This is a genomic window from Curtobacterium pusillum (assembly GCF_013359865.1).
Classification (GTDB): domain Bacteria; phylum Actinomycetota; class Actinomycetes; order Actinomycetales; family Microbacteriaceae; genus Curtobacterium; species Curtobacterium pusillum.
The window spans coordinates 33751-47792 of the sequence record NZ_JABMCE010000084.1; the positions used below are offsets into that span (position 1 = coordinate 33751).

A 14042-nucleotide genomic window follows, 5' to 3' on the forward strand; every position below is an offset into this window, starting at 1 on the left:
CGTTGCCCCACCCGGCCACGGAATCGACCGAGCCGGCCTGTGGAGGACGAGCCGCGCCTCCAGGCCCGGGAACGACGAAAGGGACGGCCGCAGCCGTCCCTTCCATGTGGTGCAGCGGTCTTACTTGACCGAAGCCTTCAGCTTCGAGCCGGCGCTGACCTTGACCGAGTCGCTCGCGGCGATCTCGATGGCGTCACCCGTCTGCGGGTTGCGGCCGGTGCGGGCGGCGCGGTGGGTCTTCTCGAAGGCGATCCAACCGGGGATCGTGACCTTGGTGCCGTCGGCAACCGAGCTCGAGACGACGGAGAAGAGCGCGTCGACGACGCCGTTGACGGTGGCCTGGCTCTGGCCGGACTCCTGCGCGACGGCAGCGACGAGCTCGGTGCGGTTCAGTGACTTGTCAGCCATGGATGTCCTCCTCGGACTTCTTGCAGTATCGGTCGGACGACTTCTCGCCCGGCGCCCGGAGCGGTTGCCCCGTGCCGCGGTACCGGGGGCGAGCTGCCCGGCGGAACCGGAGTCGAACGTACCAGCCACCGGGGACGAAATCGGCCGACTCGCCCGGATTTCCGGGGTTGTCGCGGTACTCATGGGGCAGATGTGACCGATGTGACGAAGATGTCCCCCGAAACGACGGACGCCCCGTCACCGCTGGGGTGACGGGGCGTCCGCGGAAGCAGGTGCTTACCAGGAGCTCTTCGTGATGCCCGGCAGCTCGCCACGGTGAGCCATGTCGCGGAAGCGGACACGGCTGATGCCGAACTCACCGAGGTGGCCACGGGGGCGGCCGTCGATGGCGTCGCGGTTGCGGTAGCGCACCGGCGACGCGTCGCGCGGGAGCTTCTGCAGGCCGACGCGGGCGGCCTCACGCGACTCGTCGGTGCCGTTCGGGTCCACGAGGGCCTTCTTCAGCTCGAGACGACGCTCGGCGTAGCGCGCGATGATCTCGGCGCGCTGGTTGTTCTTCGCGATCTTGCTCTTCTTCGCCATGCTTAGCGCTCCTCACGGAAGTCGACGTGCTTGCGGATCACCGGGTCGTACTTCTTGAGCACGAGGCGGTCCGGGTTGTTGCGACGGTTCTTCTTGGTCACGTAGGTGAACCCGGTGCCCGCCGTCGAGCGGAGCTTGATGATCGGACGAACGTCCTGACCCTTCTTGGCCATCAGATCTTCTCCCCACGGGCGAGGAGATCCTTGACGACGGACTCGATGCCGCGTGCGTCGATCACCTTGATGCCCTTCGCGCTGAGCGTGAGCGTGACGTTACGACGAAGCGAGGGCACGTAGTACGTCTTCTTCTGCACGTTCGGGTCGAAGCGACGCTTCGTCCGGCGGTGCGAGTGCGAGATGTTGTGTCCGAAGCCGGGGGTGGCTCCGGTCACCTGGCACACTGCTGCCATGGTTTCCTCCTGAGGTACCGTGCGACCGGACGGCCGCACCCAAGGTCACTTGCCTGGCGCGCACGCGCTCGTCAGCTGACGAAGCGAGGGGGTTGTGCGCGCCGCCCAGGCCCGCGGACCCTGTCGAAGAGGCCGTGAGCACCGCGCGACCGCGGCGTTCGCGACGGTCGGAGGGCTTGGAACAACTGGGTCTACCGCGCGGACGCGGCGGACCAGGGGTCAACGTTACGCGACGACCGGGCGTGTCGCAACCCGCCGGTCAGCCTCGGGGGCGTCGCCCGAGTTCGACCGGCGCCAGCAGCAGGTACCGCTCCTGCCGGATCCAGTACAGCCCCGTCGCGCGACGCTCGGCCCGCGTCGCGAAGCGGTACCGGAACATCCGCGCTCGGACCCACCTCGGCCGCTCACCGCCGAACGGATCGTGTCCGAGCAGGCGCAGGGTCGGCCGGTCGGCCTCGAGCAGACGGACGACGAACACCCGGAACCACCGGTCGTCGGCGCCGAGCGGGAGGAACCACATCAACCAGTCCAGCCGCAGGTGGTACGGCGCGAACTGCCCCGGCCGACGCCGGGGGTCACCGGGCTTCCCGCGGAACTCGTACGGCTGCCAGTCCTCCTCGGCCGGCGCCTCCGCGAGTGTTCCCTCGACGATGACCTCGTCGCGCTGCTGGGTCACGCTGCCGAAGGCTCCGTAGGCGTTCGCGAGGTGCCACCGGTTGAACGAGGCGTTCATGAGCTGCCGCCGCGACACCAGGTTCCTCGCTGCAGGCCAGGAGAGCCACGCCAGCAGTCCTCCGACCACCACCGTCACCGCGACGAACGACACCGGGGTCGCCGTCGGACCCGCCGTCACCGCCGGTTCGAGCCACGGCAGGACGGCCCCGACCGATCGATCGTCGACGGCCGCGAAGGTCAGCACGAGCGTGATCCAGTTGAGCCACGCGAAGTTCCCCGAGACCACGAGCCACAGCTGCGTCAACAGGACGAGCGCCGCCGCCACCGATGCAACCGGCTGCGGTGCGAACAGGAAGAACGGCACGACGAGCTGCACGAAGTGGCTGCCGAGCGTCTCGAGCCGGTGCACCCGACGCGGCAACAGGTGGGCAGTCCGCGACACCGGGTTCGGCATCGGCTGCGTCTCGTGGTGGTAGTACAGCGCCGTCAGGTCCCGCCAGCTGCGGTCGCCGCGCATCTTGATCATCCCGGCCCCGAACTCCAGCCGGAACACGAGCCATCGCAACGCGAACACGACGACGATCGGCGGCGCGACGTCGTCCGCGCCGAGGAACGCCACCGTGAACAGGGCCTCCACGAGCAGCGACTCCCACCCGAATGCCCAGAAGGTCTGCCCGACGTCGGAGATCGAGAGGTACGCCAGCCACAGCACGAGGAAGCAGACCATTGGCACCCACCACGGAGCACGCTGCGGCAGCCCGAGGACCACGGCGAACGACACCACCGCTCCCCCGCCGGCGAGCATCCGGAGCCGCCGGTCCGTGTACCGCCACCACCGCCACACGACCGGGAGCCGTCGCGCGTACGGGCGCTCCATGAAGCGCGGGACCGGGAGGAGCCCGTGCTCACCGACGAGGGCGGGGAACTGGGCGAGCGCGGAGAGGAACGCCAGGCAGGCGATCGCCGCGACGCCGCGCTGCAGCACGAACCGGGCCACGTCGTAGTCGGACGCGCCGGCCCACTGGGTCCAGGCTGCGAGGTCCACGTCCCGGAGGCTACGCGCGTCCCGCTGCGGTGGGGCCCGGCTGCAGCGGAGTCGCTACGGCGCCTCGGTCGGCTTCGGCGCCAGCGCTTGCACCATCAGCTCCCCCAGCTGCTGCGGTGCCGTGAACATCGGCCAGTGCCCCGTCTCGAGCCCCACGATCGAGAGTTCCTCGGTGGCCACGAGTTCCGCTGCCCAGGTCTGGTGGTCGGCCACCATCGTGGCGAGGTCGGTCGCCGGGACCTCGCACGTGATGACCGTCGCGGGGATGGTGTGGCGTGCCGCGTCGGAGTAGTGGAACGGGTCGGACGGCACTGCCGCGGGCTCGGGGATCGCCCGGTGCTCGAACGATGTACGAAGTGACGGCGTCATCCCCCGCAGGGTCGCCGGCTCCCAGACGTCCCACGACGGCAGCGGCACGACCCCGTCCACCACGGGCAGTTCGTCGTTGATGCAGCCGCCCTCCGGTCCGGGGAACGTGTCGACGTAGAGCAGGTGCGCGACGAGCGACGGGCGCTGGTCGGCCGCCATGTATGCGATGGGGCCGGCGCCGGAGTGCCCGGCGAGCGCCACCGGTTCCTCGGGCGTCGCGACGTCGTCGAGCTTCTCGACGAGGGCCGTGACCTGCTCGTCGAGCGTGTCGCCGTCGCGGGTGACCGCTTCGACCGAGTGCCCCGCGGCGCGGAGCACCGGGGACACCTCGTCCCATGCGCTCGCGTCGAGCCAGAAGCCGGGCACCAGGATCACGTGCATGACGCGGAGGCTACTCGACGCCGCCGACATCCGTGCGTGCCGTCGTGCAGGCTGCGCACTCGCCGAAGATGTCCACGACGTGGCTCGCGTTCGAGAACCCGTTCGCCGCTGCGACCTCCTGCGCCCACCGCTCCACCGGGTCCGCCTCGATCTCGACCGTGCGGCCGCAGTTCCGGCAGATCAGGTGGTGGTGGTGGGTGTCGGTCGTGCAGGCGCGGTACAGCGATTCGCCGTCCTGCTGCAGCGAGTCGGCGTCGCCCTCGGTCGCCAGGTCGGAGAGCGCCCGGTACACGGTCGCCAGTCCGATGGTGGAGCCGTCGTCGCGCAGGTGCTGGTGCAGCGCCTGCGCGCTGACGAACCCCTCGGTGCTGGACAGCGCGGTGCGCACGGCTTCCCGCTGCCAGGTGTTCCGCTTCGGCTTCTGCACGGCGTTCACGCTGCCACCCCTTCCCTGTCCGCGGCTTGGGAGAGGCGCGGCTCGCCCCCGCCGGTCTGCTCACGGCTCGCAACGCGGTCGCGTCCACGGCGCTCGCGTCGGCCGCCGACGATCCGGCAGACCACCCAGATCAGGAACGAGATCGTCGTGACGTAGGGGCTGATCGGCAGTCCGCCGCCGAGGGCGAGCAGGATGCCGCCGACGACCGACACGACGGCGAACACCGTCGACAGGATCGGCACGACGACCGGGTTCGAGCTGAGGCGCAGGGCCGCCGCCGCGGGGGTGACGAGCAGCGAGAGCACCAGGAGGGCGCCGACGATCTGCACCGACACCGCCGTCGCGAGGCCGAGCGCGAGCATGAACACGATCGCCAGGGTCCGCACCGGGACGCCGGCGGCGGCGGCCACGTCGGGGTCGACCGACGAGAACATCAGCGGGCGCCAGATCACGAGCAGGGTCACGACGACGATCGCGGCGATCACGATGAGGAACGTCAGCTGCGGGTTGTCGACCGAGACGATCTGCCCGGTGAGCAGACCGAACTTGTTCGCAGCCCGCCCCTTGTACAGCGCCAGGCAGAGGATCCCGAGGCCGAGACCGAACGGCATGAGCACGGCGATGATCGAGTTGCGGTCCCGCGCCTTCGAGCCGAGCAGCCCGATGAGGAGCGCCGCGATCACCGAACCGACGAGCGACCCCGTCACGACGTTCACCCCGAGCAGCAGCGAGGCCGAGGCGCCCGCGAACGAGAGCTCCGAGATGCCGTGCACCGCGAAGGGCATGTTGCGAGCGACCACGAACGGGCCGACGAGGCCGCCGACGATGCCGAGCACCGCGCCCGCCCAGATCGAGTTCTGCACGAGCACGACGAGCTCGCCGTAGTCCTGGAAGGAGAAGATCGTCGACCAGACGTCCATCAGATCCGCCCTTCGTCCGGTACCGGCTGGTGCGGGTCGACCTCGCCGTGGTGGTGTTCGTGCGCCTCGTTCGCCCCGACGATGACGATCCGACCCATGGTGCGGACGACGTCGACGGGCGTGCCGTACAGGTCGCTCAGGACGTCGGCGCGCAGGACCTCGTCCGGCGAGCCGATCCGGAACCGCCCGCCGGCGATGTAGAGGACCCGGTCGACGACGTCGAGAATCGGGTTCACGTCGTGCGTCACGAACAGCACGGCCGCGTCGCGCTGTCGGCGCTGCCGGTCGATGAGTTCGGTCACGCCGCGCTGGTGTCGCAGGTCGAGCGAGATGAGGGGCTCGTCGCAGAGGAGCAGAGCGGGGTCGGCGGCGATGGCCTGCCCCACACGGGTGCGCTGCTGCTCGCCGCCGGACAGCTCGGCGACCGGGGCGTCGGCGAACGCCGTGGCACCGACCTCGTCGAGGATGCGGTCGACCCGGGAGCGCTCGGCGCGACTCGCGGGCAGGATCCCCCACCGCGACCCGGTGACGCCCTGCGCGATCATGTCCCGCGCCCGCAGCGGGGTGCCCGCGTCCATCAACCGCTGCTGCGGGATGTACCCGATCCGCCGGTGTCCGCGCCGGACCGGCTGGCCGAGGAACGACATCGTGCCGGAGGTCAGTCGCTGCTGGCCGAGGACGGTCCGGAGGAGCGAGGTCTTGCCCGCACCGTTCGGCCCGAGGACGGCGACGAACTCGCCGGGCGCCAGGTCGAGGTCGAGGTGCGACCACAGCCGGCGCGCCCCGTAGGACAACCCGGCGTCGCGCAGCGTGAGCACGGCGGAGCCGCCACTGCCCGGGGCAGTGGCGGTCCGCTCGGTGGTCGGGTGGGAAACGGTCGTCACTTCTGGAGCGCCGCCTGCACCGCGTCGATGTTCGCCTGCTGCCACGAGACGTAATCCTCCCCCTTCGGGAGCGTCTCCGTGACACCGACGACCGGGATGCCGTTGTCCTCGGCCGCCTTCTTGACCTGTTCCGTCTCGGGACTGGAGGTCTGATCGTTGTACGCGAGGAGCTTCACGGTGCCGCCGCTGAACAGCTTGAGCGTGTCGTTGAGCGCGGCCGGCGGGACGTCGTCGCCCTCCTCGATCGCCTCGGAGAAGTCGTCCGGCGTGACGTTGTCCAGCCCGATCGCGTCGAAGAGGTACCCGGGCACCGGTTCCGTGTAGGAGACCTTCTCGCCGTCGTACGTCTTCTTGAGCTCGGCCGTCTTCGACTCGAGCCCCTCGAGCTTCGTCGTGAGGGCGTCCGCGTTCTTCGTGAACGTGTCCCCGTCCGTGCTGTCGAGATCGCCGAGACGCTTCGACACGTCGGCCACGAGCTTCACCATCGTCGGGTAGCTGTAGAACACGTGCTCGTTGAACTCCGAGTCGCCGCCCTTGTCGAGCCCGGAGAGCTTCACCACGTTGATCGTGTCGGCCTTCGTGCTCGAGGCGTCGGCGAGCGTGGTCATGAAGTCGTCGTACCCGCCGCCGTTCTCGATCAGGAGGTCTGCCTTCGACACCGCGAGCTGCGTCTTCGCGCTCGACTCGAAGGAGTGCGGGTCCTGCGACGGGTCGTTCAGGATGCTCGTGACGGAGACGTGGTCGCCGCCGATCGCCTCGACGATCGAGCCGTAGACGTTCGTGGAGGCGACGACCTTGATCGTGCCGTCACTCGAGGCATCACCGGAGGCAGAGGACGTCGCGCAGCCCGTCAGGGCGAGTGCGGCGGCGCCGGCGACGAGCGGCAGGGCGAGGAGGCGGTTGCGCATGTCGACCAGCGTAGGGCTTGTTGATAACGGTTGTCAAAACCAGTATCAGATCATCGACAGACGGGAGGCGCGGTGCCAGCTGGCACCGCGCCTCCTGTCCGTCACTCGGTGACGTCTACGGCTTCGTGGCCGCCTCGATCGTGTTCTCGGCGATCGTGTCCTCCTCACGCCCCGGCGTCCGGAGGTTCCACTTCTTGATCACGAAACTGAACAGGAAGTAGTAGATGACCGCGTACCCGAGGCCGATCGGGATGAGCCAGATCGCCCCGTCCGCCTTGCCGAAGTTCAGCACGTAGTCGATCGCACCGGCCGAGAACGAGAACCCGTCGTGGATCCCGAGCGCGTTCACGAGGGCGAGCGACGTGCCCGTGAGCACCGCGTGGATGATGTACAGCGGGAACGCCACGAACATGAACGAGTACTCGAGGGGCTCGGTGATGCCCGTGACGAACGAGGTGAGCGCCGCCGAGAGCATGATGCCGCCGACGAGCTTGCGGTTGTGCGGCTTGGCGTTGCGCCAGATCGCGAGGGCACCGGCGGGGAGCGCGAACATCATGATCGGGAAGAACCCGGTCTGGAAGATGCCCGCAGAGGGGTCGCCGGCGAGGAAGCGGGCGATGTCACCGTGGTAGGTCGTGCCGCCGGTGCTGAAGCTCCCGAGCTGGAACCACGGGAAGAAGTTGAGCAGCTGGTGCAGCCCGATCGGGATGAGCATGCGGTTGACGAAGCCGAAGATGCCGCCACCGATGACAGCGTTGTCCGCGACCGCCTGACCGGCCGCGGTCAGGGCGATGTCGAAGTAACGGTAGAAGAACGACATCACGACGGCGATGAGCAGGCCCGCGACCGCGGTGAGGATGGGGACGAGGCGGCGACCCGAGAAGAAGCCGAGGAAGTCGGGCATCTTCGTACGGTGGAACTTCTCCCACAGCACGGCCGAGACGAGACCCATGACGATGCCGCCGAGGACACCGAAGTTGATCGTCGCCTGGTTCCCGCTGGCATCCTTCACGCCGTCGAGGACGATCGGCGACATCGCCGCGAAGACCTGGTACATGACCATGTAGCCGACGACCGCAGCGAGCGCCGTGGTGCCGTCCGACTTCTTCGCCCAGCCGATCGCGATGCCGACCGCGAAGAGCAGCGGCAGCCAGGTGAAGACACCGTTGCCGGCGGCGGCGATGATCGTCGCGCCCTTCTCGAAACCGGGGATGGCACCGAGCATGTCGGCCTGACCGAGACGGAGCAGGATGCCCGCGGCGGGCATGACCGCGATCGGAAGGAGCAGGCTCCGGCCGAGGCGCTGGGCGTTGGCGAAGACGCGCGACTGCTTCTTCGGGGTCTTCTTCTCCGGCACATCCGTGGCAGCAGCAGTGCTCATCGGAGTTCCTCTCGTCATCGGGTGGAGCTTGTCGGGGTGAGTTGAGTCGTGCCGCCGGCACCGGTAACCTCGGCGATGTCGCCAGGTCCGGTCCTGTCCGGTCATGACCAGTTCCGTAGTCTGAACCGAGACCGGACACATGTCAACCTGGTACGAAAACCCTTAACGAGGAGGAAACGATGGCCGACATCAAGGCAGCCGACATCATCGCCGCGCTCGGTGGCGCGGACAACATCGAAGAGGTCGAGGGCTGCATCACGCGCCTCCGCGTCGAGGTGGAGGACGGTGACCTCGTCGACAAGGGTGCACTGCAGGCCGCGGGCGCGCAGGCGGTCGTCGGCGGCGGCACCGGCTGGCAGGTCATCGTCGGCCCCATCGCCGACAACCTCGCGCAGGACATCCAGGACGAGCTGTGACGAGCGTCCGGACCCCCTTCGCGGGCCCGGTCGTCTCGCTCGCCGACGTGCCCGACCCGGTGTTCGCCGGGCAGCTCGTCGGCGCAGGGGTCGCGGTGGACCCGACCGGCGTCGAGGGCGCGGTCACCGCGGTGGCCCCGGTCGACGGTTCGATCGTGAAACTGCACCCGCACGCGTTCGCGCTGCAGGGGGCAGCCGGAACGGACGTCCTCGTGCACGTGGGCATCGACACGGTGAAGCTCTCGGGCGAGGGCTTCGAGCTCCTCGCCGCCGAGGGCGACACCGTGACCGCGGGTGACCCCGTCGTCCGGTTCACGCCGTCGGTGATCTCGGCCGCCGGCTACTCGCCGATCTGCCCCGTCGTCGTGCTCGGCTCGGCGCCGGACTCCATCGCGCAGGACACCGTCGGCACGACGGTCCGCGAGGGCGACGCCCTCTTCGACGCATAACGGACCTGCGCCCGCACCACGCGCCTCCAGGACGCGAAAGCGACAGTGTGCTGCGGGAACCCGACGACGCACTGTCGCTTTCGCGTCCCGCGCTGCTGTCCTACGTGGCCGACTGGGACGCGGTGACCTCCATCTGCACGCGGTAGCGATCCGAGCGGTACCACGAGCGACTGTGCTCCACGGGCCGGTCCCCCGCGTACGAGACCCGGTCGAACTCGAGCACCGGTGCGCCCGTCTTCGTCCCGAGCAGGGTCGCGACGTCGTCCGCCGCGGGCTTCGCCGCCACGGTCTGCTGCGCGCGGTCGATCGGCGTGCCGTACTCGACCGCCGCGAGCGAGTAGACCGACCCGGACAGGTCGTGGTCGAGGAGCCCGGGGAAGGCGTCGGCGGAGAGCCAGGCGTCGTCGATCGACACCGGCGCCCCGTCCGCCATCCGCAGGCGCTTCAGGTGGTACGCCGTGTCCGTCTCCCCCAGGCGGAGCGCCGCGACGGTGTCCGCGGGCGGGATCCGCTCCTCGCGCACGAGCACGACCGTCGTGGGCACGTGGCCGAGCGCGCGCATCTCCTCGGTGAAGGATGCCAGGTGCAGCGTGGACTGCACCGGGCGGTGCGCCACGAACGTGCCCTTGCCGCGCACGCGTTCGAGGTACCCCTCGTTGACGAGCTGCCCGAGTGCCTCGCGCACGGTGATCCGGGAGACGCCGTACTCGGCGATGAGCTGCCGTTCCGACGGGATCGCCGCGCCGGGCGCGAGCCGCGAGGTCGCGAGGTCGAGCAGGATGCGCCGCAGCTGCTGGTGCTTCGGTTCGGCACCCTCGGTGATGCGGCTCGTCATTGGTTCCTCGTGCTCCGTCGCTGGTGGTGCGAGTGGTCATGGGCGGACATGACCAGTTGCCATCACAGTAGCGAGTCCCTCTCCGAACGCCAACGTCCATGACGACATGACGGACGCGATCACAGGAGTATTCGTATGTGAAATCTTTGACTCCAGCTTTCAAGTACTGACAGGGTGCAGGCGAACCTCTTCAAGGGGCGACGAGAAGGGAGAGCTCATGAAGCACCTGAAGACGAAGGTCCTGATCGGACTCGGGCTGTCAGTCGGTCTGATCGCTGGTACCGCGACGATGGCCGCGGCCGGGCCGCTCGAGGTCATGGGGACGGGGCCGGAGGCTGGTGGAGTGGCCATCAGCGACACCGGCGCACGGTCGAGCGGCGAGTCCATGGGCACCGGAACGCGGAGCGACGGCGGAGGCGGGGCCTTCTGGCAGTGGGGTGTCAGTGGCGGAGACACGTGGTCGAACTACTTCCGCGAGAAGCGCTGCCACGGCGCGACCGCGGTGGGCAAGGGGACCAAGCGCGTCACGGGCGTCCCCGGCGGGAAGTACGCGTACGCGGCGACGCCGAAGGCCTCCAGCGGCAACAAGGCGTACTACCACAACTGCTGATCGACGAGGGGGCATCATGACCGTTCGACCGGTGATGCTCGCGTACGGCATCCCGCCGCTCCTCGCGTTCGTCCTGGGGTTCTTCGGGCTCGTGCAGGTCAACGAGGCCGGGGTCGTCGGCGCCTCGGCGGTGGTGACCGCGTCGGCCGGACCCGAGACAGGGTCGAACCAGCGAGTGGTGAACGCACTCGAACGAGTCGCCCGGACGGAGGGCGCCACCATCGCCCGGGTCGTGGCGGACCGAGCGGCACCGACGACACGTCGCGCCGTGCTCGTCACCGATGCCCCGACGAGCCGAGGAGAGGCCTGGCTACGGGACGGCGCCCCGGACTTCTCGAGGTCGATGACCACCGAGGTCCGACCGATGTCCGTGCTCGACGAGTACGACCCGACCGGGTCGTACGACGTGTTCGGAGACGAGCGGGCCCGGAAGGCGACCATGGCCGCTCTGGCGGACGTCGGCTACGAGGTGACGTCCGAACGGCTCCCGTGGTTGCAGCGGGTCGGCGTCACCGACGGCGTGACCAGCACGACGGGGCTCGTCGGCGCACTCACGCTCGGCTGCGTGATCCTGTGCCTGACCGGAACGATCGGGTCCCCTCGGCGGAGCGCGATCCGGCGGCTGCACGGCTGGAGCGCCGGGCGCGTCCTGCTCGCCGAGCTGTCCGATGCGCGTGCCGGGGTGCTCGTCGTCGCCGTCGGGACACCGGTCGTCACAGCCGGACTGTGGGTGTACAACGGCCTGACCTCGGCGACGACGCTCGCCGCCGCCGTCGCGGCGCTCTGGGCGGCCCTGCTCCTGCCGGTCCTCGCGTCGCACGTGATCGGCACCCTCCTCGCGTACCGACGACCGATGGTGGGTTCTCTCCGCGGCGCGCGGCCCGGCGGCCTGGTCGCGGTCGTCGCGCAGGCCGCACGTGTCCCCGCTCTCCTCCTGCTCGTCGCCGCGGTGTTCGAGCTCACCGGTGCCGTCGCCGTCGCCCGTGCGGGAACTGCCGAACGTGATCTCCGGGCGGCCGGTGACACCGTGCAGCTCTGGGTCACGCCGGACCCGCGCCCGATCGGGACGCAGCGGTACTGGGACCGGATCGGAGAGTTCGCCGGTCACGCCATCGCCCACCGGGACGCCCTGCTGTCCGCGACGGTCGAGGTGTCGACCGGGAGGGGCCGCACGACGGTCCCGGCTGTCGTCGTCGATCCCGGATATCTGCGCCTGCGAGACGTGCGCGCGGCCGATGGGACGCGCGTGACCGCCGGCGACCGGGTGTCCGTCTGGCTGCCGGCGGACAGCGATCTGGCCCGCGGCCCGCTCGTACGGTCGTTGTCCGAGTGGGAGCTGCGCGATGCCCCCGCACCGGTCCGTCAGGACATCGCCGGTGGCCGTCTCGCCCCGCAGGAGCTCTACTCGTACCCCGGTGATTCCGTCGCGCGTTCCTGGTTCGACGACGCCGTGCTCGTGGTCGTCCCGGAACCCGCCGAGGCCTTCTCCGCGGACCAGCTCGGCTCGTGGCTGTCCACCGGGGACGTGGTCTTCACGAACCGCGCCGCCGCAGAACGGTCGATCAGGCCATCGGGCCTCGCGTCGGAGTTCAGTGCCGTCGTGGCGGTCGGTCAGGTCGCGGCGGAACAGGCGCGGCGCGCCGCCACCGCCGTGATCATCGGCGGGGCGACGGTCGCGAGCAGCTCCGTCGTCGGCCTCGTGCTCGCACTGCTCGCCACGACGGCTCATCGACGACGCCACGGTCGCGCCCTCTTCGCGAGGTTCGCGAGCGGCGCACCCTTCCTCCGGGTCGACACCGGTCTGCTGGCGATGGAGGCAGCATTGCTGATGATGGCGACCGTGGTCGCGATCAACCGGTGGTGGGATCAGCGCCCGGACGGAACGGGGCGCAATTCCGTCCTGGACCCGGTCGCCCAGTCCGCAGGCACCGCTGGAGCACTCGCGGCGCTGGCACTCGTGGCGTTGAGCGCCGCCAGCGTCGTCGCCCTGGCCGTCACCGCGCGGAACGTCACTCGAACCCGAGGGAACGGATCACGATGATCGAAGTACGCCACGCGTCCAAACGGCGGGGACGCCGGGAGCTCTGGCGCGACCTGTCGTTCGACGTCGACCGCGGCGAAGTCGTCGCCCTGGTCGGGCCGAGTGGCGCCGGGAAGTCGACGCTCCTCGATTGTCTCGGCCACATCGACACCCTCGACGACGGCACGATCCACCTCGACGGCGTCACGGCCGGTCGGAGCGCCCGTCGTGCGCGTCGCATGCGCCGTCGGTTCCTCGGGTACCTCTTCCAGGACTTCGGTCTGGTTGCCGACATGACCGTACAGGCGAACATCGACCTGGCCCGGGTGCCGCAACGCCTGGCGGCGCGCCGAGGGCTCCCGACGGCCGAGGCGCTCGACCGGGTCGGACTCGGCGGTCGCGCGACGGACCGTGCACACGAGCTCAGTGGCGGTGAACAGCAGCGGGTGGCGCTCGCACGGCTCCTCGCCAAGCAGCCCGAGGTCATCCTCGCTGACGAACCCACCAGCGCCCTCGACGGAGGGAACGCCGACATGGTGCTCGATCTGCTGTGCGAGTTCGCCGCCGACGGTGCCGCGGTGGTCATCGCGACGCACTCGGCAGCCGTCGAAGCGAGAGCAGTGCGGACCGTCTCACTGTCGGGTCCGTCGGACTGACCGGCGGGAACCGATTCGACGGGCCTGACGGATCGGAGGGGGCACTGGATGTGCCCGGGCGGGTCGGGCGGGGGAAGTCGTCAGGCGTTGGCGACGAGCCAGGCCAGTTCGGTCCGTGACAGCGCCCGGTCAGCCCACACCTGCCGGTCGACACCGACCGGCAGGGGCGCGGACGTCTGCCCCTGCCAGACCAGCGACAGCCCTGCACGCTCGAGCACGGCGGCCGACGCCGGGTTGTTCGTGAGCACCCGTCCGGTGACCGGGACGTCGGGTGCGACGTCGTGCGCCGCGGCCACGGCAGCGAGGGCCACCTCGGTCGCGTAGCCGTTCCCCCACGCCGACGGCGCGAGACGGTACCCGAGGTTCCACATCCCGGCGGAGGTCATGTCGACGCCCCCGACCCCGAGGAACGCGTTGTCCGCGGCCGCCCGTACCGCCCAGGAGCCGAGGCCGTGCCGTGCGCGGCCGCCGATCTTCCGCTGCACGAGGTCCACGGTGGACGCCCGCACCGAGTGGCGTCCGGCGGGCAGATGGGTCCACGTGCGGGCGTCGGAGAACACTCCGTGCACGTCGTCGATGTCCGCCGGGGTGAGCGGGGTGAGCAGGAGGCGATCCGTTCGGATCTCCTGCGGGGGCATCAGGAGCTGGTGGACCATGC

Annotated in this window: 18 protein-coding genes; 5 read left to right on the forward strand and 13 right to left on the reverse strand. The window is 69.9% G+C overall.

Features of this window, described 5'->3' with window-relative positions:
• Positions 1–120: 120 nt before the first annotated feature.
• From HP507_RS13545 to HP507_RS13595, 11 genes are all read right to left on the reverse strand, one after another.
• The gene (locus tag HP507_RS13545; RefSeq protein ID WP_175352324.1) at positions 121–408 is read right to left on the reverse strand and encodes an HU family DNA-binding protein; all 288 of its coding nucleotides are present in this window, start codon (positions 406–408) and stop codon (positions 121–123) included.
• A 276-nt stretch (positions 409–684) separates the two neighbouring features.
• Entirely contained in the window at positions 685–990 is a 306-nt protein-coding gene (rpsN, locus tag HP507_RS13550; RefSeq protein ID WP_022908192.1) for a 30S ribosomal protein S14, read from the reverse strand.
• 2 nt (positions 991–992) lie between these two features.
• Positions 993–1163 (reverse strand): 50S ribosomal protein L33, encoded by a 171-nt coding sequence (gene rpmG / locus HP507_RS13555; protein WP_022908193.1) that lies wholly within the window; start codon positions 1161–1163, stop codon positions 993–995.
• Positions 1163–1399, reverse strand: a complete 237-nt coding sequence (gene rpmB, locus HP507_RS13560; protein ID WP_022903747.1) for a 50S ribosomal protein L28 — start codon at positions 1397–1399, stop codon at positions 1163–1165. Before rpmB ends, rpmG begins: the two co-directional genes overlap by 1 nt.
• Before the next feature lie 259 nt (positions 1400–1658).
• Positions 1659–3119, reverse strand: a complete 1461-nt coding sequence (locus HP507_RS13565) for a lipase maturation factor family protein (RefSeq protein ID WP_175352325.1) — start codon at positions 3117–3119, stop codon at positions 1659–1661.
• A gap of 54 nt (positions 3120–3173) precedes the next feature.
• On the reverse strand, positions 3174–3869 hold the full coding sequence (locus HP507_RS13570; RefSeq protein ID WP_175352326.1) for an alpha/beta fold hydrolase: 696 nt from the start codon (positions 3867–3869) through the stop codon (positions 3174–3176).
• 10 nt (positions 3870–3879) lie between these two features.
• Entirely contained in the window at positions 3880–4305 is a 426-nt protein-coding gene (locus HP507_RS13575; RefSeq protein WP_175352327.1) for a Fur family transcriptional regulator, read from the reverse strand.
• Positions 4302–5225, reverse strand: a complete 924-nt coding sequence (locus HP507_RS13580; RefSeq protein WP_175352328.1) for a metal ABC transporter permease — start codon at positions 5223–5225, stop codon at positions 4302–4304. Before HP507_RS13580 ends, HP507_RS13575 begins: the two co-directional genes overlap by 4 nt.
• Entirely contained in the window at positions 5225–6109 is an 885-nt protein-coding gene (locus HP507_RS13585; RefSeq protein WP_376984991.1) for a metal ABC transporter ATP-binding protein, read from the reverse strand. The genes HP507_RS13580 and HP507_RS13585 overlap by 1 nt, the downstream gene beginning before the upstream one ends.
• On the reverse strand, positions 6106–7017 hold the full coding sequence (locus HP507_RS13590; protein WP_175352329.1) for a metal ABC transporter solute-binding protein, Zn/Mn family: 912 nt from the start codon (positions 7015–7017) through the stop codon (positions 6106–6108). Before HP507_RS13590 ends, HP507_RS13585 begins: the two co-directional genes overlap by 4 nt.
• A 115-nt stretch (positions 7018–7132) precedes the next feature.
• Positions 7133–8398 carry a PTS transporter subunit EIIC gene (locus tag HP507_RS13595; protein ID WP_175352330.1) on the reverse strand — a complete coding sequence of 422 codons (1266 nt, stop codon included), beginning with the start codon at positions 8396–8398 and terminating at the stop codon, positions 7133–7135.
• A gap of 179 nt (positions 8399–8577) precedes the next feature.
• On the opposite strand from HP507_RS13595, the gene HP507_RS13600 reads away from it, so the two are divergent.
• Together HP507_RS13600 and HP507_RS13605 are read left to right on the forward strand one after the other, a co-directional pair.
• Entirely contained in the window at positions 8578–8814 is a 237-nt protein-coding gene (locus HP507_RS13600; protein WP_144761695.1) for a PTS sugar transporter subunit IIB, read from the forward strand.
• On the forward strand, positions 8811–9263 hold the full coding sequence (locus HP507_RS13605) for a PTS sugar transporter subunit IIA (RefSeq protein WP_175352331.1): 453 nt from the start codon (positions 8811–8813) through the stop codon (positions 9261–9263). Before HP507_RS13600 ends, HP507_RS13605 begins: the two co-directional genes overlap by 4 nt.
• A gap of 100 nt (positions 9264–9363) precedes the next feature.
• On the opposite strand, the gene HP507_RS13610 is transcribed toward HP507_RS13605, so the two are convergent.
• Positions 9364–10098, reverse strand: coding sequence for a GntR family transcriptional regulator (locus tag HP507_RS13610; RefSeq protein WP_175352332.1), 735 nt, complete (start codon positions 10096–10098; stop codon positions 9364–9366).
• A 217-nt stretch (positions 10099–10315) separates the two neighbouring features.
• Between HP507_RS13610 and HP507_RS13615 the strand changes: the two genes are divergently transcribed.
• From HP507_RS13615 to HP507_RS13625, 3 genes are read left to right on the forward strand one after another with little or no spacing between them, the layout of a single operon-like run.
• Complete coding sequence (locus HP507_RS13615) at positions 10316–10708, forward strand: lactococcin 972 family bacteriocin (protein ID WP_175352333.1); 393 nt, start codon at positions 10316–10318, stop codon at positions 10706–10708.
• Positions 10709–10724: 16 nt separating this feature from the next.
• The gene (locus tag HP507_RS13620; protein WP_175352334.1) at positions 10725–12749 is read left to right on the forward strand and encodes a hypothetical protein; all 2025 of its coding nucleotides are present in this window, start codon (positions 10725–10727) and stop codon (positions 12747–12749) included.
• Entirely contained in the window at positions 12746–13384 is a 639-nt protein-coding gene (locus HP507_RS13625) for an ABC transporter ATP-binding protein (RefSeq protein ID WP_175352335.1), read from the forward strand. The genes HP507_RS13620 and HP507_RS13625 overlap by 4 nt, the downstream gene beginning before the upstream one ends.
• An 80-nt stretch (positions 13385–13464) precedes the next feature.
• On the opposite strand, the gene HP507_RS13630 is transcribed toward HP507_RS13625, so the two are convergent.
• Complete coding sequence (locus HP507_RS13630) at positions 13465–14040, reverse strand: GNAT family N-acetyltransferase (protein ID WP_175352336.1); 576 nt, start codon at positions 14038–14040, stop codon at positions 13465–13467.
• Between the last annotated feature and the right edge of the window lie 2 nt (positions 14041–14042).